17 protein-coding genes are annotated in these 18,246 nt (G+C 63.4%); 13 read left to right on the forward strand and 4 right to left on the reverse strand.

The genetic code is table 11. The annotated features are described in order from the left end of the window. Positions 1-28: 28 nt before the first annotated feature. Positions 29-829 carry a substrate-binding domain-containing protein gene (locus BCA01S_RS23875; RefSeq protein ID WP_027779081.1) on the forward strand — a complete coding sequence of 267 codons (801 nt, stop codon included), beginning with the start codon at positions 29-31 and terminating at the stop codon, positions 827-829. Between the two features lie 99 nt (positions 830-928). Here BCA01S_RS23875 and BCA01S_RS23880 read toward each other — a convergent pair whose 3' ends face one another. Beyond that, positions 929-2,326 (reverse strand): mercuric reductase, encoded by a 1,398-nt coding sequence (locus tag BCA01S_RS23880; RefSeq protein ID WP_027779082.1) that lies wholly within the window; start codon positions 2,324-2,326, stop codon positions 929-931. Positions 2,327-2,450: 124 nt separating this feature from the next. Continuing rightward, positions 2,451-2,990, reverse strand: a complete 540-nt coding sequence (locus BCA01S_RS23885) for a carboxymuconolactone decarboxylase family protein (RefSeq protein WP_027779083.1) — start codon at positions 2,988-2,990, stop codon at positions 2,451-2,453. Positions 2,991-3,101: 111 nt separating this feature from the next. On the opposite strand from BCA01S_RS23885, the gene BCA01S_RS23890 reads away from it, so the two are divergent. The 7 genes from BCA01S_RS23890 to BCA01S_RS23925 all read left to right on the forward strand — a co-directional run bounded on the left by BCA01S_RS23890 (position 3,102) and on the right by BCA01S_RS23925 (position 9,037). Then, on the forward strand, positions 3,102-4,064 hold the full coding sequence (locus BCA01S_RS23890) for a cupin domain-containing protein (protein WP_027779084.1): 963 nt from the start codon (positions 3,102-3,104) through the stop codon (positions 4,062-4,064). A gap of 149 nt (positions 4,065-4,213) precedes the next feature. After that, positions 4,214-4,534, forward strand: coding sequence for a YXWGXW repeat-containing protein (locus BCA01S_RS23895; protein ID WP_027779085.1), 321 nt, complete (start codon positions 4,214-4,216; stop codon positions 4,532-4,534). A 261-nt stretch (positions 4,535-4,795) separates the two neighbouring features. Continuing rightward, positions 4,796-5,356: an RNA polymerase sigma factor gene (locus BCA01S_RS23905; protein ID WP_027779087.1), complete on the forward strand. Its 561-nt coding sequence runs from the start codon at positions 4,796-4,798 to the stop codon at positions 5,354-5,356. Continuing rightward, a complete protein-coding gene (locus tag BCA01S_RS23910) occupies positions 5,353-5,772 on the forward strand; it encodes a hypothetical protein (RefSeq protein ID WP_027779088.1) in 420 nt (139 codons plus the stop codon). The genes BCA01S_RS23905 and BCA01S_RS23910 overlap by 4 nt, the downstream gene beginning before the upstream one ends. Then, on the forward strand, positions 5,769-6,278 hold the full coding sequence (locus tag BCA01S_RS23915; protein WP_027779089.1) for a periplasmic heavy metal sensor: 510 nt from the start codon (positions 5,769-5,771) through the stop codon (positions 6,276-6,278). Before BCA01S_RS23910 ends, BCA01S_RS23915 begins: the two co-directional genes overlap by 4 nt. 71 nt (positions 6,279-6,349) lie before the next feature. Beyond that, positions 6,350-7,885: a DUF1800 domain-containing protein gene (locus tag BCA01S_RS23920; RefSeq protein ID WP_027779090.1), complete on the forward strand. Its 1,536-nt coding sequence runs from the start codon at positions 6,350-6,352 to the stop codon at positions 7,883-7,885. A gap of 3 nt (positions 7,886-7,888) precedes the next feature. Then, complete coding sequence (locus BCA01S_RS23925) at positions 7,889-9,037, forward strand: DUF1501 domain-containing protein (protein WP_027779091.1); 1,149 nt, start codon at positions 7,889-7,891, stop codon at positions 9,035-9,037. An 11-nt stretch (positions 9,038-9,048) separates the two neighbouring features. Here BCA01S_RS23925 and BCA01S_RS23930 read toward each other — a convergent pair whose 3' ends face one another. Then, on the reverse strand, positions 9,049-9,972 hold the full coding sequence (locus BCA01S_RS23930; RefSeq protein WP_027779092.1) for a LysR family transcriptional regulator: 924 nt from the start codon (positions 9,970-9,972) through the stop codon (positions 9,049-9,051). A 176-nt stretch (positions 9,973-10,148) separates the two neighbouring features. Between BCA01S_RS23930 and BCA01S_RS35150 the strand changes: the two genes are divergently transcribed. The 3 genes from BCA01S_RS35150 to BCA01S_RS23945 all read left to right on the forward strand — a co-directional run bounded on the left by BCA01S_RS35150 (position 10,149) and on the right by BCA01S_RS23945 (position 14,003). Then, positions 10,149-11,597, forward strand: coding sequence for a M20 family metallopeptidase (locus tag BCA01S_RS35150; protein WP_042319234.1), 1,449 nt, complete (start codon positions 10,149-10,151; stop codon positions 11,595-11,597). After that, complete coding sequence (locus BCA01S_RS23940; protein WP_027779093.1) at positions 11,587-12,876, forward strand: MFS transporter; 1,290 nt, start codon at positions 11,587-11,589, stop codon at positions 12,874-12,876. The genes BCA01S_RS35150 and BCA01S_RS23940 overlap by 11 nt, the downstream gene beginning before the upstream one ends. 74 nt (positions 12,877-12,950) lie before the next feature. Next, a complete protein-coding gene (locus tag BCA01S_RS23945) occupies positions 12,951-14,003 on the forward strand; it encodes a serine hydrolase domain-containing protein (RefSeq protein ID WP_027779094.1) in 1,053 nt (350 codons plus the stop codon). Between the two features lie 82 nt (positions 14,004-14,085). Here the strand turns inward: BCA01S_RS23945 and BCA01S_RS23950 are convergent, their stop codons facing one another. Then, positions 14,086-14,763 carry a FadR/GntR family transcriptional regulator gene (locus tag BCA01S_RS23950; protein WP_027779095.1) on the reverse strand — a complete coding sequence of 226 codons (678 nt, stop codon included), beginning with the start codon at positions 14,761-14,763 and terminating at the stop codon, positions 14,086-14,088. A gap of 222 nt (positions 14,764-14,985) precedes the next feature. Between BCA01S_RS23950 and BCA01S_RS23955 the strand changes: the two genes are divergently transcribed. Next, positions 14,986-16,770, forward strand: a complete 1,785-nt coding sequence (locus tag BCA01S_RS23955; protein ID WP_027779096.1) for a gamma-glutamyltransferase family protein — start codon at positions 14,986-14,988, stop codon at positions 16,768-16,770. Between the two features lie 49 nt (positions 16,771-16,819). Then, positions 16,820-18,232 carry an MFS transporter gene (locus tag BCA01S_RS23960; RefSeq protein WP_027779097.1) on the forward strand — a complete coding sequence of 471 codons (1,413 nt, stop codon included), beginning with the start codon at positions 16,820-16,822 and terminating at the stop codon, positions 18,230-18,232. Positions 18,233-18,246: the final 14 nt, after the last annotated feature.

An 18,246-nucleotide genomic window follows, 5' to 3' on the forward strand; every position in this document is an offset into this window, starting at 1 on the left:
GCGAGACTGACTAAAAGAGGGTAGTCCGATGATCATCAACAATGCAAACCTCCTGCGTGCAGCACTGTCTGCGGCACTCTTCAGCGGTGCACTGATATCAACCGCAGTTCATGCCGCTGACGTTCATGTCCTTGCAACCGGAGCGCTATCCGCAGCGTTCAGGGAACTCGGACCGGGCTATGAACGGCAGACGGGCAATCACCTCATCATATCGTGGGGGCCTTCATACGGTACGTCCGCTGACGCTTTGCCCACGCGCATCCGAAATGGCGAAGCAATGGACGTCTGCCTGATGATTCGCCCTGCGCTAGACGAACAGATCAGCGAGGGAAAGTTTTTTCCGGACACTCGCACGGACCTCGTTGCTTCGCGAATCGGTGTCGCGGTGCAGGCCGGCATGCCGAAGCCGGATGTGAGCACCGTTGACAAACTGCGTAATGCACTGCTCGCAGCAAAGTCAGTGGCTTTCTCCGAGGGAGCGAGCGGCACCTATATCACCGGGACGTTGTTTCCCAGGCTCGGCATCGCGTATCAAATGAAAGCCAGGAGTGTGCAGATCAAAGGGAAGGAGCTGGTCGGAACGGCCATCAAGCGAGGAGACGCCGAACTCGGATTGCAACAGATCAGCGAGCTTCGCGCCATTCAGGGGATTCAGTACGTCGGGCCGCTGCCCGAGGAAGTCCAGAAGGCGAGCGTCGTATCCGCCGCGGTGTCGACAAGCGCGCAGGAGCGGGAAGGGGCCGCGGCGCTCATTTCTTATCTGAAAACGCCGGCAGCGTCGGCGGTGTTCGAAAAGACCGGTCTCGATCCAATCGGTCCGGGACAGTGAGTTGCATTGTGTCCGGGCGCGGGCAGATCGAGCAAGTAACGCGCGAGCCCGTCAGATTCAACGGACTCGCGCAGTCCGCGCCCAGGCGCTGGTCGCCCGTTAAGCCTCCCTTGCCGGAACCTTCGATAGAAGCGGGCCCAAACCTTCGGCGAACGTCAGATGCGAGATGACAGCATCGCGCAGTTTCGGGTACGGAAGCTCTGCGATCATTGCCGTCTGCACCGAAGCCATGACCTCGCCCGCCTCCGGTCCGATCATCGAGAATCCCAGGATACGATCGTCTTTGGCGCCGACGAGAACCTTCATGAATCCCTGAGTTTCGTCGGTCGCTTCAGTTCGCAGCACATTGCTCATTGGGAGTGTCGCGACGCGAACCGCAATGCCGGCCCGAAGCGCATCGCGTTCGTTCAAACCCGCACGTGCGAGCGGTGGATCAGTGAATAACGTGTACGGAACCAGGCGGCCGGTTGTCGTTCGATCTCCGCCCGCGAGGTTGTCGCGCACTATCCTGAAGTCGTCTACCGAAACATGCGTGAACTGCGGACTGCCCGCGACTTCGCCGATTGCCCACACGCCGGGTGCCGATGCCTGCAACCTGTCGTTGACGCGAATGTATCCGCGTTCGTCGAGTTCGACGCCTGCCTGCTCCAGCCCGATATCGGCCGTATTGGGAACCCGTCCGGCCGCAACGAGGATGTCACTGCCTTCAATCACCCGTTCCCCCGAAGCGGTCCTCAGCACGACGCGAATCTGCGTACCGGAGCGGCCTTCGACACGGACCGTTTCAGCACTCGTCACGATATCGATTCCTTCGTTGCTCAGAATTCCACGCATCTCTTCGCTGATGTCCACGTCTTCGCGAGCCATCAGGCGGGCGCCGCGCTCGACGATTGTCACGCGACTTCCGAAGCGGCGATAAGCCTGTGCCATCTCGATGCCGATATAACCGCCGCCCAACACGACCAGATGCGCTGGAGCGTAGTCGAGATCGAGCGCGCCGATATGCGTCAGCGGACCGGCGGCCAGCAATCCGGGCACATCGGGAATTGCAGCGTGCGTGCCGACATTCACGACCACCTGATCGCCGACGAGCGTGCGCGTGCCGCCGTCGTTCAGTTGCACCGCGATCGTCTTCGGTCCGATGAAACGGCCGGAGCCCATGATCAACTCGGCGCCGCTCGACGCGTATGCCTGCACGTGAAACGCCGCCTCTCTTTCGATCATGCCGCGCTTGCGTTCGCGCACCTTCGCCATGTCGACGGCGATTGGACCGGTCGTCGTGCCAAAGTCGCCGGCATGCCGCGCCAGATGCGCGACACGCGCGCTCCATATTTCATTCTTGCTCGGCAGGCAAGCCACGGCGGGGCATGACCCACCGACCCACTGTCGCTCGACTACGGCGACCCGTTGTCCCGATCGCCCCAGATGCCACGCCAGAAGCTTGCCGCCCTGGCCGCTGCCGAGAATCAACGTATCGAAATGTTCAACTTGAGACATGAAATCCTCCAGTACACCTGCGAGTGAGTTGGCCAGTGCGGCAGCGATCCGGCTTTCCGCCAGAGCGCAACGATGCGGCGAGCGGCACGTCACTGGGTGACGAGTCCGCCCGACTACGCACGTGTTACTTGACCGGCGGGAAATCGACGTCAGTGTCGTTAATGCGATTGAATGTATTGGTGAAGATCGTCATCGCGATCGCCAGCGAAATCTCAGCCAGTTGCGTGTCGCTGTAACCGGCGGCGCGAATGGCTGTGAACTCGCTTTCATCAATCGTGCCGCGCGTGCTCTGCAGGGTCAGCACGAAGTGGACGAGCGCGTCGCGCTTCGCGTCGCCCGCCGCCTTGCCCGCGCGAATCTGACGGAGCACCTCGGGCGAGAGGCCTGTCATCTTTCCCAACATCACGTGAGCGGCCACGCAGTAATCACAACCCGTCTGCTCGCTGACAAGTAGCTTGATGGTTTCCAGATCCTGTTTGCTGAGACTGCTGGACGCGAGCGCGCCTTCCGCATCCAGCACGGCGTTCAATGTCGCGGGTGCGACGTGACCAACCGCCGCGAACAGGTTCGGCACGCTGCCGCCTGCGATTTTCCGTACCCGTGCATAGACTTCGGCGGTGGCGCCCGTGGCGTTCGAAACTGCGGGGATTGCAATGCGACTCATGATCGACCTCATGCGTTGGTGGTTAGGAGCCTCCACTTTAGGGTCGCGAAATGATCTTGTTGAGCCTCCGGATTGCCAATATCATGCTCAAAAGTATCAAACGAGGTAGGTATGTCACTCACGCTCGATTGGCTGAGCCGTCTGCTCGGCATGATGACGGTGCGCGGGCAGCTCGAACTCCGATGCTCGTACGGCGCTCCCTGGCAAGTGATCTACGACGATTCCGCTGCCGGGGAAATGCCGTATCACATCGTGCTTGGCGGGGCCGCCATTCTGGAGACGCCCGGCGAGGGCAAACCGCAAGATCTGGGCGCCGGCGACATCGTGATGTTGACGCACGGTTCGGCCCATATTCTTCACGACGGCAGCGGTGCGCGCCCGAAGCCTGCGCGCCAGCGCCAGACGTTGAATCTGACCGTTAGCGAAAATAAAGGCAGTGGTCAGCGCCTTGAAATGCTCTGCGGTCGAATCGTGCTGGCGCCGCCGCACGACCGCTTGATCAGGGCATATCTGCCTCCTCGGCTCGTTGTCCGGACATCGGCCGCAAGGGCTTCGTCCAGCGCCGAGACGCTCGCGCAATTAAAAGGTCTGATGGCGCTCATGCAGGCGGAATCGAGTGCAGACAGGCTGGGCGGCTATGCAATGCTGAACGCGCTGTCTACGGCGCTGTTCGCGCTCGCGCTGCGTATGTCCGGCGAGTCTGACGAGGCGCCGACCGGGTTGCTGGCTCTCGCTGGACATCCGCGCCTCGCCCCGGCGCTTGCAGCGATATTCAACGAGCCGGCCTATCCGTGGACCCTGTCTGAACTGTCCGAACTTTGCAGCATGTCGCGCGCGACTTTGCTTCGCCACTTTCAGGACAAGGTGGGACGCTCGCCTAATGAACTCCTGACAGACGTCCGGATGGCATTGGCCGCCAATGAGTTGAAAAAACCAGGCGTTTCCACCGAGGTCGTAGCCGAGACGGTCGGCTATCAATCCGTCGCGGCGTTCCGCCGTGCCTTCACCCAACATCTGGGCATGACGCCCGCCGACTGGCGTCGTTCCGAGGACAAGCAGCACGGACTGTCGTGACTTGCACCCGTTCCGGCCCGTCGCAGCGGAGATTGTCGCTGCGAGGCTCATAAATATTCAAAGCGTTCGACGGATTTTTCCCGCTGCCGCGTTTAAGAAGAAACGGAGCCGTGCCGCGCTTCGACACTGAATGAATGGGAGAAACCGACATGACATCGAAAGCGCCATTTCACTTTGGACGCAACGTGCTCGCCGTCGCGGCGACCTGCGCCGCCGTGCTGAGCGCGGCACCTGCCATCGCCCAGGCAGTGATCATCGCGCCTGTCGCGCCACCGCCGCCCCGCGTCGAAGTCATGCCCGCGCCCCGAGCGGGCTATGTGTGGGACCAGGGCCGCTGGCGTTGGCACCACGGTCGTTACGAGTGGGCGCCGGGCCATTGGCAGCCGATCCGCGCCGGTTATCGCTGGGTGCCGGGACATTGGGTGCAGCGCGGACCGAACTGGCGCTGGGTCGAAGGTCATTGGGCGTGAAGGGCTCACATGGCTCGAGGAGGCAAGCTGCCATGAAAACACTGATGATATTGCTGCTAGTCGTATCGCTCGGCGGTTGTGTGGTCTACCCGGCGCGGTCGGTCTACTATCGTCCGGCAGTCGTCGTGTATTGAACAACGGCGTGAATGACCGCTTGAAAAATCGCTTGAAAAACCGCGCCCGGATAATGCACGCGCGAGGAACCTACGAGGATAGAGACGACGTGAAGCGCATCGCACGTGTGTCGAAGGGCGCGGCCTCTTGAGCGAACGCGATCCCGACGCGGAATTGCTGGAGCAGGTCGGCCGGCACGATCCGGCCGCCGTGCGCACGCTGGTCGCGCGCAAGCTGCCGCGTCTGCTCGCGGTCGCCACGCGCATGCTGGGCGACCGCATGGAAGCGGAAGACGTCGCGCAGGAAGTGTTCGTGCGGATCTGGAAACAGGCCACGCGCTGGCGAGAAGGCGAGGCGAAATTCGACACGTGGATTCATCGGGTCGCACTGAACCTTTGCTATGACCGCCTGCGCGGCCGGCGCGAAGATCCTCGCGACGACCTGCCCGACGAGGTCGATCCCGCCGGGCCGCCGGATGCACGGCTGGAAGCGCGCGCCCGCGACGCGCGTGTTCGCGAAGCACTCGCCGCCTTGCCCGCGCGACAACGCGAGGCACTGGTGCTCACTTATTACCAGGAGATGTCGAACACCGACGCCGCAGCACTGATGGGCGTCACCGTCGATGCGCTGGAAAGTCTGCTGGCCCGCGCGCGCCGCAATCTGCGCGCTCAACTGGCCGACAGCGGCCTTAGCAAGGACAAGTCATGACGCCGGAAAGATTCCACCAGATCGTCGAAGCCTATGGCGCCGATCCGCGCCGCTGGCCGCAACAGGAGCGGGCAGCGGCGCAGGCCTGGGCGAACGCGCATCGCGCGCAAGCGGATGCGTACCTGGCTGTTGCCGCCGAACTCGACACGTGGCTCGCTGCCGACCATGTTGCGCCGCCGGACGCGGCGCTGCAGCAGCGCATTATCGGCAGCGCACCGCGGCGGCGGCCTGCCGCGCAGCGACGCGCATGGTGGTGGTCAGGCGCGGCGGTCGCGGGCGTCGGCTTGCTCGGCGGCGCGGCCGGCGCTTTGGCCGTGTCGTTTTTCGTATTGACCGAAACGGTTCCGCCGATGCACGAGTCGTCATATCTAACGTCGAGTTTCGGTGGTTCATCCGCCGACTGGAGCGGCGAATGAACAGCCGGTCATGGAAAATCGTTCTGGTGGCCTCGCTGGTGCTCAATGTGTTCCTGCTGGGCGCGATTGCCGGTGGTGCGTATCAGTGGTTTGCGGCGCGCGGCGCCGCGACACCGCTCGTCGCGCAACAGCGCGCGTTGCGCTTTGCCGCGCAGACGCTTTCAACCGAGCGGCAAAAAGAGTTTGCCGACAGCCTGAAGAACGGGCGCCGCGAGGCGCGACAGTTCGCGCGCGAGGCACGCGAAGGGCGGCGCGAGGTGTTGCGTCTGCTGGCCGCTCCGCAGCTCGATCGCCCGGCACTCGATGCCGCCCTCGCTCGCACGCGTGCTGCCGACAGCAATCTGCGCGCGCAAGTGGAAAGCAGTGTGGCGGACTTCGCGGCGGGTTTGTCGTCTGAAGAGCGGGTCAAGTTTGCCGACAGCCTCCGCTTGCGCGGACAGTGGCGCGAGCCGCAGTCCGGCGCCAGTGTCGCGAGGCCGACTAGTCCGGCATCTTCGGGCGATTAAAAATCAGACCGGCGCGACGGATATCTATCGCACCGCACGTTTAAGCTTTATCTACCGCCGAAGAGGATCGCATGGCTGCGCAACCGAACCTCACCGCCGCTGCAATTGCGCTGAACCGCTTCGGCCTGGGCGCCCGCGCCGACGATACGCCGCCCGCCGATCCGAAGGCCTGGCTACTCGCACAGTTCGATCAGTACCAGCCGAAGCCGGCTGCGTGGGCGAGCCAGCCGGATTCGCTGGCAATATCGGGCGAACTCGAACAGCAGCGCATGCAGTTGCGTATGAAGACTCAGCGCAATCCGGGCGGCGCGAGCATGCCCGCACAAACGAATGCCCAGACAGGTGAGCAAGCGGCATCGCAAAGCGACACGCGCAAAGATAAGGAAGCCGAACGAAAGGCGATTCGTGCGGAAATACGCGACAACTATCGATCGTCCGTGAATGCGCGGGTGGTGAGCGCACTGACCACACAGACGCCCTTTGTCGAGCGGCTGGTTCATTTCTGGGCCAACCACTTTGCGGTGTCGACGGAAAAACCCGCTGTGGCGGCGCTCGCCGGCTCATTCGAAGCCGAAGCGATCCGCCCACATGTGCTGGGCCGCTTCGAGGACATGCTGGTTGCGGTGGAACGTCATCCGGCCATGCAACTGTTTCTCGATCAGACGCGCTCGGTAGGGCCGGACAGCGTCGCGGCGATGCGGGCGGCGCAGCGCAATCCCGAGCGCAAGCGCGGCCTTAACGAAAATCTCGCGCGCGAAATCATGGAGCTGCATACGCTAGGTGTGCGCAGTGGCTATAACCAGGACGACGTGACCGAATTCGCCCGCGCGCTGACCGGTTGGAGTCTCGCTGCGGGACCGCGTAATCCCGGGAATATCGCCAACGCTGGCAGTTCAGCCAGTGTAGGCATGCAGGCAAGCCGTCCGATGCAAGAGGCCTCGGCGCCGGGCAGCTTCGTGTTTCGCGACGCGTTGCATGAGCCGGGCTCACGAACCATCATGGGCCGCCGCTACGATCAGCCCGGCGAACAGCAGGCGCTTGCAATCTTGCATGATCTCGCAAGCGCGCCCGCGACAGCGCAGCACATCGGCTCGAAACTGGCCCGTCATTTCATTGCCGACAATCCGCCGGCAGGCGTCAGCGAGCGGCTTGCGGGCGTGTTCGAGCGCAGCGGCGGCGATCTGCCGTCCGTCTACCGTGCATTGGTCGACATGCCACAAGCGTGGTCGCCCGTCGCTGTCAAGTTCAAGACGCCGTGGGAATGGGCGATCTCGTCGATGCGCGGGCTCGGCTGGCAAGACCTCGGCAATCAGCAGGCTGCGCCCATCCTGGCGCAGCTCGGTCAACCCGTGTGGCGGCCAGGCTCGCCTGCCGGTTACGACGATATTGCTGCAAGCTGGGCCGCGCCCGATGCGCTGGCGCGCCGCGTCGAAGTGGCGCAGCGGCTGGCCGCGCGCGTCGGCGACCGGCTCGACGCGCGTTCGCTGGGGCAAGTCCTGCTTGCGGGATCGCTCAGCGCGCCGAGTGCAGCGGCCGTCGCACGTGCCGAAAGCGCATCCACCGCCATCGCACTTTTGCTGGTCTCGCCCGATTTTCAACGGAGATAGCCCATGTCTTCACGCCGTCAATTTCTGCAAATTGCTGCTGCCGGAGCGGGCGCAATTCTCGTATCGCCGCGCATTGCTTTCGCGAGCGTCGCCACGGATCGGCGTTTCGTGTTCGTGATTCAGCGGGGCGCCGCCGATGGCCTGAACATCGTCGTGCCCTACGCGGAGCCTGCCTATGCAACGTTGCGCGGCGCGCTTGCGATCGATGCGTCGAGTGCGCGCCGTCTGGACGGCACCTTTGCGCTGCATCCCGCACTTGTGCAGATCGGCGCCATGTACGCGGACCGTCAGGCGCTGTTCGCGCACGCGGTGGCATCGCCATATCGTGACCGCTCGCATTTCGACGGACAAAACGTGCTCGAGACGGGCAGCGCGTCGCCATATCGGGTGAAGGACGGCTGGCTAAACCGGCTCGTCGCGCAATTGCCGAGCGCACGCGAAAACGCGATTGCGTTCGCGCCGACTGTCCCCATGGCGCTGCGCGGCGATGCGGAGGTGACTTCTTACGCACCTTCGGCATTGCCGCAAGCGCCGGACGATCTGCTCATGCGCGTCTCCCAGCTATACGACCAGGACGCGCAGTTGCGCCCGCTGTGGGAATCGGCAATGACGGCTCGCGGCCTTGCGGGCGACGCCGGCGCGCGCCAGGACCCCGCGAGCCTCGGCAAACTGGCCGCCAGTTTTCTGTCACGCGATGAAGGCCCGCGTATCGCAATGATCGAAACCGGCGGGTGGGACACGCACAGTGCGCAGAGCACGCGCCTTGCCAACCAGTTGAAAGCGCTCGACACGATGCTCGCGGCGCTGCGCGACAACATGGGCCCGGCCTGGAGCAAAACCACCGTACTTGTCGCGACTGAGTTTGGCAGAACCGCGGCCGCGAACGGCACTGGCGGCACCGATCACGGTACGGGTTCGGTGGCGATGGTATTGGGCGGAGCGGTCGCGGGCGGGCGAGTCATCGCGGATTGGCCCGGTCTCGCGTCTCGCGACCTTTACGAAGCACGCGACCTCAAGCCGACCACATCGCTCGACTCGCTGATTGCCGGCGTCGCGAGCGAAGGCCTCGGCCTCGACCCTCAGCGCACGGCTCGCGCGCTATTCAGTCCGACCGTCGCGACGAAGCCGCTCACAGGTATCGTGCGTGCATAGCGCGGCGCGCGCTAACCTCGGCTGACTCCCACGTCCACATGCTCCGGCGACTCGATCGCTTCCATCAGCAATCCAATGAACGCGGTCACTGCCTGTGGAAGCGTGCGGCCCGCCATCGTCTGAATCTGCAGTGTGCGCTGGTGCAGTTCGGGGTTGGAAATCGGCACCATTGCAAGTGAGTCGGACACGAGGCGGCTGTGTACCGTCAGATAGCCAGTCAACGTTATCGCGTCGGTGTAGCGCACGAAGTTTTGCAACGCCACGTGATAGTTGCTGGCGACTACCGGCTCGAAGATCAGCCCTTCCAGACTGCATGCGATATCGAACAGTTGCCGTATCGTCAGGGTCTGGCTCGGCATGGCGAGCGGCCACGGCAGCATGTCCGCCAGCGAGACGCTGGCGCGCGCAGCGAGCGGATGGCTCTGCCGCATCAGCGCGTACACCGGTGCGCGCTGTGCGTAATGCACTTGCACGTCCCGCTCCGGCACCATGTTGAAACATACCGCCACGTCGTGCGTGCCTTCGCGCACGCGCTGCGTCGCTATCGACGGCGCGGACACGTCGAGCTGGAAATGCGCTCCGGGATGCATCTTCAGGAACTGTGCAAACACGAGCGGCAGGAAGTCCGGTGCAACGCCTTCCGAACTCGCAATGCGGATCGTCGCGCGTTCACCGGCCGAAAGGCCGCGGATCTCCCCGGTAACACGCTCGTCCTCCAGCTGACTGCGGCGGGCGTGGTTGGCGAGGAGCCGCCCGGCATCGGTGAGTACCATGCCGCGCGGACGGCGCTCGAAGAGCGGGGTTCCCAGTTGCTCCTCGAGCCTCGCGATTTGCCGGCTCAAAGCCGAAACGGCCACGAAAAGCCGCTCGGACGCCTTGCTGAGCGATCCACTGCGCGCGACTTCGAGGAAATAGCGCAAGGCTGTCTGGTCCATTGGATGCGTTAATCCCGGTGACGACCTTTGCCGTTCCGGCAAAGGTGGGTGAGAAATATTGTAATTGTGCAGAAATATCGGCCACCACAGCATGGGTGTTGACCCGCTGCCGCACGCGCCGCGCACTCTGACGCAGCGGCGCGACGCAGTTTCCAGCGCACCCGACGGAGACCGAGTTGACCCGACATACCGCCATTGAGCTAGCCGCCGGAGGCTACCGATCCGGCCAGTTTCTCGCCGACCTGCAACGCCGCGTCGCGCTGCGTACTGAAAGCCAGGAGCCGGAGCGCAACTCGCTTCTGCGCGCCTATCTCACCGACGAACTGACGCCGCGCCTTGAAGCATGGGGCTTCGTGTGCCGCATCGCGGAGAATCCGCACGAAGGCGCGGGCCCGTTTCTGATCGCGCATCGTCATGAAGGCGACGATCTGCCAACCGTGCTCAGCTACGGTCACGGCGACGTGGTGCGCGGCTACGACGCGCAATGGGCCGAGGGCCGCTCGCCGTGGCAGGTGAGCGTTGACGGCGAGCGCTGGTATGGCCGCGGCACCGCCGACAACAAAGGCCAGCACAGCATCAACCTGGCCGCGCTGAAAGCCGTGATGGATGCGCGCGGCGGCAAGCTCGGCTTCAACCTGAAGCTGTTGTTCGAAACTGGCGAAGAGGTCGGGTCGCCCGGTTTGCACGCACTCTGCACCAGCTTGCGCGACGAGCTTGCCGCCGATGTATTGATCGCCTCCGACGGGCCGCGTCTCGCCGCCAGCCGCCCGACGCTCTTTCTCGGCTCGCGCGGCGTAATCAATTTCCGGCTCGATGTGAACCTGCGCGACGGCGCGCATCACTCGGGTAACTGGGGCGGCTTGCTGCGCAATCCAGGCATCGTGCTCGCCAACGCCATTGCTTCGATGGTCGATGCCAACGGCCGGATCGCGATCGAAGGGCTTCGTCCGCCGCCGGTGCCGGACGCGGTGCGCCGCGCGCTGGCCGACATCACCGTGGGCGGCAACCCCGGCGAGCCGGCAGTCGATACCGAGTACGGCGAGCCGGGCCTGACGCCCGCCGAGCGCGTGTTCGGCTGGAACAATCTGGAAGTGCTCGCGTTTCGCACCGGCAACCCCGAAAAGCCCGTGAATGCCATTCCGCCGTTCGCGTTTGCGCACATGCAGCTGCGCTTCGTGGTGGGCACCGACTGGTCCGATATCGCCGGCATTGTGCGCCGCCATCTCGACGCGCATGGTTTCCAGATGGTCGAAGTGAGCGTCGAGCGCGGCGCGCCCGCGACGCGCGTCGATCCGGAGAACCCCTGGGTACGGTGGGCGTTGCGCTCGCTTACGCAAACCACCGGCGCGCAGCCGGTGCTGCTGCCGAACCTCGGCGGAACGCTGCCGAACGATGTGTTCGCCGACGTGCTCGGCATGCCCACGCTGTGGGTGCCGCATTCGTACCCCGGCTGTTCGCAGCACGCGCCGGACGAGCATCTGCTCGCGCCGGTAGTCGAAGAAGGTCTGCGCATCATGGCAGGCCTCTTCTGGGATCTCGGTACGCGCGAGGGCGACGCCCCCGACGCGAATCCGGCCGCCAATCTGCCCCGTCAACCGTATCGAGGACAGCGCAATGAGTACTGACACCGCCGCCATGCAAGAATCGCTCGACGCCGCGCAGTCGCACAACATTACGCGCCTGATCGTGGCGACATCGATAGGGAACGCGCTCGAGTTCTACGATCTCGTCGTGTACGGCTACTTCGCCTCCACGCTGTCGCGGCTGTTTTTTCCGACGCACGACCGGACCGTTTCGCTGTTACTTACGCTCGGCACGTTCGCGCTGTCGTATCTCGCGCGTCCGGTCGGCGCGCTGGTTCTCGGTTCATATAGCGACAGACACGGCAGAAAAGCCTCGCTCACACTCTCGATTGGGTTGATGACGCTCGGCACAGGACTCGTCGCCGTCATGCCTCCGTATGCGACGATCGGCATCGCCGCGCCGATCCTGATCTTCCTGTCGCGCCTGTTGCAGGGCTTTTCCGCTGGCGGCGAATTCGGCAGTTCGACGGCGTTTCTCGTTGAACATGCGCCGGCGCGCAGCGGCTTCATGTCGAGCTGGCAGTTCTCGAGCCAAGGCGCGAGCACCTTGCTCGCCTCGTTGTTCGGCGCCTTGCTGACCGGTCTGCTGACGCCGCCGCAACTGGAAGGGTGGGGCTGGCGTATCCCATTCCTGTTCGGCATGCTGATCGGCCCCATCGGCCTTTACATTCGCCGGCGCATGGACGAAACACCGGAATTCGCTCGCGCCGAAAAGCTCGCGTCGCCGGTGCGCACGGTGCTTGCGACACAGAAGGAACTGGTGCTCGTTTCGATCGGTTCGCTCGTGCTCACCACGACCGCGAACTACATGCTGCTGTATATGCCGACTTACGCGACGCATCAGCTCAAGCTCTCGCCGTCGTCGGGATTCATTGCGACGCTCGTGGCGGGTTTCATCGTGATGGCGCTGGTGCCGCTGGTGGGACATCTGTCGGACAAGTTCGGGCGCATACGCATCATGCTGCCGGTCGGTGTGCTGTTTCTGTTGACGGTGTATCCGGCCTTCATGCTGATGAACGCCTATCCGTCGTTGCCCATGCTGCTTGCCTGTGTGATCTGGGTCGCGCTGCTGAAAGCAACGTACTTCGCGCCGATTCCCGCGTTGATGGCCGATCTTTTCCCTGTTGAAACGCGCACAACCGGCATGGCGTTCGCCTACAACATCGGCACGACGATTTTCGGCGGCTTCACGCCGGTGGTGGTCGCGGCGCTGATCGCTTTCACACATAACAATCTGGCGCCCGGTTTGTACCTGATGATCGCCGCCGTAATCAGCCTCTTCACGCTGATGTGGGCGCGCCGCCGTCTGCATGTGCGGTGAGGAGGCAGGGTTCATCGCGGCTCATCACCTTTGCACGCACAACGACTTTCCAGAAAAGCTCACAGGAAATACGCATGAACGAAGCATTGCAGCAGGCCATCCAGTTTTCCATCGAGCATGAATCGACGTGGGATCGCCAGGTCGATGCCAACTGGGGCGTGCATGTGAAAGACCCGGCGCCGTGGAACCGGCTGCTTGGGCCAGTGCACGACCGGGGGCCGGTCTCGGGCGCAATCGCGCTCGACGGAAGCAAGCTCGCGACTTGGGGCGAGCCGGACCGCGCGGACCTTACGTTCAGCATTGCAAAGACGTATCTCGCGCTGCTCGCGGGCTTGGCCCACGACCGCGGCCTGCTGTCCAGTCTCGATGAGCCCGTGCGCGTGAGCGTGCCGGGGATCGGCTTCGACGACGATCACAACGCAAGCATCACGTGGGCGCAATTGCTGCAACAGACGAGCGAATGGCAGGGCACCTGCTTCGGTTTGCCCGATCAGGCGGATCACTATCGCGCGGTCACGTTCGGTGAGCCGCCGAACGGCAAGAAGGGCGATCTGCGTCCGCTACAGCAGCCGGGCACGTATTGGGAGTACAACGACGTGCGCATCAACCAGCTTTCGCTTGCGCTGCTGCATCTGTTCGGCGAGCCGCTGCCGGACGTGTTCCGCGAGGCGATTGCGCGGCCTTCGGGAGCAAGCGACGCATGGGATTGGGTCGGCTACGACCACGCGTGGGTGGAGGTGGGTGGGCGCCGCATGCAGTCGGTGCCGGGCGGCACGCACTGGGGCGGCGGCATGTCGATCAGCGCGAACGATCAGTTGAAGATCGCGCAGATGCTCCTCGACGAAGGCGTCGCATCCGGGCGCCGTGTGCTGTCGAAGGAGTGGATCGAGCGTATGCAAACGCCTTGCGCGATCGCGCCGTTCTACGGCTATCTCGTCTGGCTCAACACCGGGCAGAAGATGTTCCCGAGCGTGCCGGCATCGAGCTACTTCGGCGTGGGTGCGGGTAGTTCGTTCATGTGGATCGAGCCGACCCGGAGGCTCGCCGTCATAGTGCGCTGGCTCGATCCCGAGCATGCGGACCAGTTCTTTGGTCTCGTGTTCGATGCAGTCGCGCAGTTGCGGTGACGGCCACTCGGGTAAGCACGGCAAACGCTTTTCGACAAGTTCACCGAAAGCATGATCAAACCAATGCACAGCCAATGCTGTTTCATCCCGAGGAATCCGCCGCGCCGCTTATCTTGCTGGACGCGCGCGACTGCACGCTCGACAGATGTTCGCGCATGCATCGCGCCGCCGTTTCACCGTCACGGGCTTTCATCGCGTTGACGATTGCCTGATGCTGCTGGGCAAAATAGTGCCGCGTCTCCTGGCTGACGGTTTTCTTTCGAACCTCCGGCTTGACGCGCATGCCGTTGATCACTTCCATGAGGGCAATGAGCGCCGGATTGCGGGTGGCCTGGCTGATCAATAAGTGAAAGCGGTGATCCCATTGCTGCCACTCCTCGTCGCTGTTCGCGGCGGCGTTTTTACGCGCGCACTTCTCCAGTTCCAGCAGATCGTCCCAACTGGCCTTCGTCGCGGCGAGTTCCGCCAGCGCGGGCTCGAAAAGTAGCCTCATCTCTGCGATATCCGCTGGACTCGTGCCCGCGCGCAAGCCGCGCAGCGTGGGACCGAACTTGAGCGGCCGCGCTCCCAGATAGGTACCGCGCCCAACCCCGCGCCATACTCGTCCCGACGCCTCCAGCGAGGCGAGCACCGAGCGCAATTCCCTTCGACTGACGCCAAGCTCCTCAGCCAGCTTCCTTTCGGGCGGTAACGCGTCGCCGTCTTTGAGCTGGTGACTGGCGATGTAGCCGAGCAGGCCGTTCAATGCGGTCTCTTCCATTCCATTTTCCGAACCAATGAATATTGGTATCAAAGATAACAGATCGGCGGCGCACCGGCGCTGTGAAGTTCATACAATGCTTTTTTTGGCTGACACTCCCCAAATTTATATTCCAGGTTAGCATCGAGGAATCGATGACATCATTCAATACTGACTGATCGAATCCGCACCTTTAATTATTGGTTCAGCGGCCCGTCGCAGCTATCACAAGAGGAGTAGGGCATGTCGTTCACAACTCGTCCCGAACTGATTGGCACGTTCGGAATGGTGGCGTCGACGCATTGGCTCGCCAGCGCGTCCGCCATGGCCGCGCTGGAAAAAGGCGGCAATGCCTTCGACGCCGCTGCAGCCGCGGGGTTTGTACTCCAGATCGTCGAGCCGCACCTGAACGGTCCCGGCGGTGAACTGCCGGTGGTGTTCTACAGCGCCCGCGAAGACCGGGTTCGAGTGCTTTGCGGCCAGGGCGTGACGCCCGCAAGCATGACTATCGAGCGTATGCGCGAGTTGGGGCTGGAAGTGGTGCCGGGCACCGGACTTTTGCCGGCAGTGGTACCTGGGGCATTCGGCGCGTGGATGGCCATGCTGCGCGACTATGGCCAGTTGCCGCTCGAAGACGTGTTGAGCTATGCGATCGGCTATGCGGAGAACGGCTACCCGGTGCTGCCGCGCATGGCTTCGTCGATTCTCGCGATCAAGGATTTTTTCCTCACCGAATGGCCTACTTCGGCCGAACAATGGCTGCGAAATGGCGACGCGCCGACGCCGAATCACCTCTTCGCCAATCCGGCGATCGCCACCACCTACAAGCGCATTCTGCGAGAAGCGACTAGCCGCAGCGACCGCGCCGAGCAGTGCGAACGGGCTCGAGAAGTGTTCTATCGCGGGTTCGTGGCAGACGCCATCGACCAGTACTTTCGGTCCACAGCCGTTCTCGATACGTCCGGCCAGCGCAATCGCGGCTTGCTCTCGGCCGACGATCTCGCTCGCTGGGAGCCGTCCTATGAAGACTCAGTGTCCTACGACTACGGCGACCTTCGGCTCCACAAGACGGGTCCGTGGGGGCAGGGGCCGATGTTCCTGCAGCAACTTGCGCTGCTCAAGGGTTTCGATCTCGCGGCGATGGATCCGCTGGGACCGGATTTCGTCCACACGGTTATCGAGTGCTCGAAGCTCGCGTTCGCCGACCGCGAGGTCTTCTACGGCGACCCGGCATTTGCCCATGTGCCGCTAGATGTGCTGCTCAGCGACGCCTATAACGACGAACGTCGCAGGCTCATCGACCCGCAGCGTGCGTCGCTCGAATTTTGTCCGGGAACGCTGGGCGACAGCGGGCGCCGCGCCGCGCGCATCATGGCGCTCGCCGGAAAGGAACAGTTTGGTGGCTTCGGGCAGGGAGAGCCGACCTTCGCGCCGTTGCCTGAACTGCGGGGCGACACCGTGCACCTCGATATCGTCGACCGGTGGGGCAACATGGTGTCTGCTACGCCGTCGGGCGGCTGGTTGCAGGCGTCGCCAGCGGTGCCCGGACTCGGTTTCAACGTCACCACGCGCGCGCAGATGTTCTGGATGGAAGAGGGCCTGCCATCATCACTGGGTCCTGGGCGACGTCCTCGCACAACGCTGTCGCCCACGCTCGTTACCCGCGCGGGCAAGCCCTACGCGGCCTTCGGCACGCCCGGCGGCGACCAGCAGGATCAGTGGTCGCTCCAGCTATTCCTGAAACATGTGCACGCCGGCATGAACTTCCAGGCCGCCGCCGATTCGCCGTCGTTCCAGACCGCTCACTTCCCCGGCTCGTTTTACCCGCGCGCGATGCAGTTGGGCAAGATGTCTGCCGAAGCCCGTTTTCCGGAAAGTACGCTCGCCGAATTGCGCGCGCGTGGACACGATCTGACCGTGGCGGAGCCTTGGGCATTGGGGCGGGTCTGCGCGGTCGGCATCAGAAATGGCCTGATGCGCGGCGCGGCGACGCCTCGCCAGATGCAGGCATATGCGATCGGGCGATGAACTTCGAGCCTGCGATCAACGCGCTCATTCCTTCATGGAGAAACTTGCCATGTCTGCTGTAGCTGCTCGTCTTGAACGGCTCCCGTTATCGGGATTTCATCGCAAACTTCTGCTGATCGGCGGGCTGGGGTACCTGTTCGACGGGCTCGATTCGTCGTCGCTTGCGTTCCTGTTACCGGTCGTCAGCAAGCTGTGGCATTTGACGAGCGCCGAGACTGGCCTCGTTGCCAGCAGTACCTATATCGGGTATTTTTTCGGCGCTTTCCTGTCGGGGGTATTCGCCGATCTCATCGGCCGCCGCCGCATCATGATGTCGGCGCTGGCGATCTACTGTGTCGCGTCGCTCGCGAGTGCGGCGGCGACCGACTGGCACACGTTCTTCGCATTACGCATCGTCGCGGGTTTTGGCTCCGGCGCGGAGACAGTGGTGATCGCGCCATTCCTCGCCGAATTCGTGCCGCGGCGCTACAGGGGAATGTTTTGCGGCGCACTGGTCGGCTTCATGTCGTTCGGCTATCTGAGCTCGTCGATTCTCGGCTTCGTCGTGGTCAGAAACTTTGCCGATGGCTGGCGGTATCTCGCCGTGGTCACGTCGTTGCCGGTCGTCATGCTCCTCTGGTGGCGAAGGACGCTGCCGGAGTCGCCGCGATGGCTCGAAAGCCAGGGCCGGACGGAAGAAGCGAATCGCATCGTTAGCACGATCGAATCATGGTTTACCGGCCGAGGTATTCATCTTGCGCCGGTCGCTTCCGTCCGCATGACGCCGGCGTCGGCACCGGCCAAGGGTCGCGCATTGCAGAACGTGTTGACGTTGTGGTCGCCGCGGCTCGCGCGCACCACGGCGGTGAGCTGGCTCATGTGGTTCTCGGTCGCGTTCGCGTACTACTCGTTCTTCTCGTGGATTCCGAGTCTGCTCCTCAAGGAGGGGCTCACCATGACCAAGAGCTTCGGTTATTCCATCGCGATCTATGGGGCGCAGATCCCCGGTTATTTCTCGGCCGCATGGCTCAATGAACGCATCGGACGCAAAGCGGTAGTCGCGTCGTACATGCTGTTGGGCGGCGTCGCGGCGATCGCGCTTGCGTTCTCTCACACGGGAATCGGCATCATGCTTGCGGGCATCTGCCTGTCGTTCTTCATGAACGGCGCGTTCGCGGGCGTCTATGCGTACACCCCGGAAGTGTTTCCCACTGCAGTTCGCACGACGGGTACGGGATCGTCGTCATCGTTTGGCCGCATCGGCTCGGTGAGCGCGCCGATTCTGGTCGGCCTCGTCTATCCCGCGTTCGGATTTCTGGGCGTATTCGCGATGACCACGACAGTTCTGCTCGTCGGGGCATGCGTGGTTTTCTGCCTGGGTATCGAGACCCGCAACCGCTCGCTCGAAGATATCGAGGCCGAGGAGCTCGGGCGTGCACAGGACCTTCGAGGTCCGCTCAGTTCCACGGAATTAGGCGGCTGAACGCCGCGATGTGC

Origin of the sequence: Paraburkholderia caledonica NBRC 102488 (genome assembly GCF_000685095.1) — a bacterium.
Lineage (GTDB): Bacteria > Pseudomonadota > Gammaproteobacteria > Burkholderiales > Burkholderiaceae > Paraburkholderia > Paraburkholderia caledonica.

Bases quoted from the DNA above. Each gene is read 5' to 3' on its own strand.
- BCA01S_RS23925 (WP_027779091.1), top strand. From the start codon at position 7,889: ATGTCTTCACGCCGTCAATTTCTGCAAATTGCTGCTGCCGGAGCGGGC.
- BCA01S_RS23885 (WP_027779083.1), bottom strand. From the start codon at position 2,990: ATGAGTCGCATTGCAATCCCCGCAGTTTCGAACGCCACGGGCGCCACC.
- BCA01S_RS23875 (WP_027779081.1), top strand. From the start codon at position 29: ATGATCATCAACAATGCAAACCTCCTGCGTGCAGCACTGTCTGCGGCA.
- BCA01S_RS23895 (WP_027779085.1), top strand. From the start codon at position 4,214: ATGACATCGAAAGCGCCATTTCACTTTGGACGCAACGTGCTCGCCGTC.
- BCA01S_RS23930 (WP_027779092.1), bottom strand. From the start codon at position 9,972: ATGGACCAGACAGCCTTGCGCTATTTCCTCGAAGTCGCGCGCAGTGGA.
- BCA01S_RS23950 (WP_027779095.1), bottom strand. From the start codon at position 14,763: ATGGAAGAGACCGCATTGAACGGCCTGCTCGGCTACATCGCCAGTCAC.
- BCA01S_RS23920 (WP_027779090.1), top strand. From the start codon at position 6,350: ATGGCTGCGCAACCGAACCTCACCGCCGCTGCAATTGCGCTGAACCGC.
- BCA01S_RS23890 (WP_027779084.1), top strand. From the start codon at position 3,102: ATGTCACTCACGCTCGATTGGCTGAGCCGTCTGCTCGGCATGATGACG.
- BCA01S_RS23910 (WP_027779088.1), top strand. From the start codon at position 5,353: ATGACGCCGGAAAGATTCCACCAGATCGTCGAAGCCTATGGCGCCGAT.
- BCA01S_RS23945 (WP_027779094.1), top strand. From the start codon at position 12,951: ATGAACGAAGCATTGCAGCAGGCCATCCAGTTTTCCATCGAGCATGAA.
- BCA01S_RS23915 (WP_027779089.1), top strand. From the start codon at position 5,769: ATGAACAGCCGGTCATGGAAAATCGTTCTGGTGGCCTCGCTGGTGCTC.
- BCA01S_RS23960 (WP_027779097.1), top strand. From the start codon at position 16,820: ATGTCTGCTGTAGCTGCTCGTCTTGAACGGCTCCCGTTATCGGGATTT.
- BCA01S_RS23880 (WP_027779082.1), bottom strand. From the start codon at position 2,326: ATGTCTCAAGTTGAACATTTCGATACGTTGATTCTCGGCAGCGGCCAG.
- BCA01S_RS23955 (WP_027779096.1), top strand. From the start codon at position 14,986: ATGTCGTTCACAACTCGTCCCGAACTGATTGGCACGTTCGGAATGGTG.
- BCA01S_RS23940 (WP_027779093.1), top strand. From the start codon at position 11,587: ATGAGTACTGACACCGCCGCCATGCAAGAATCGCTCGACGCCGCGCAG.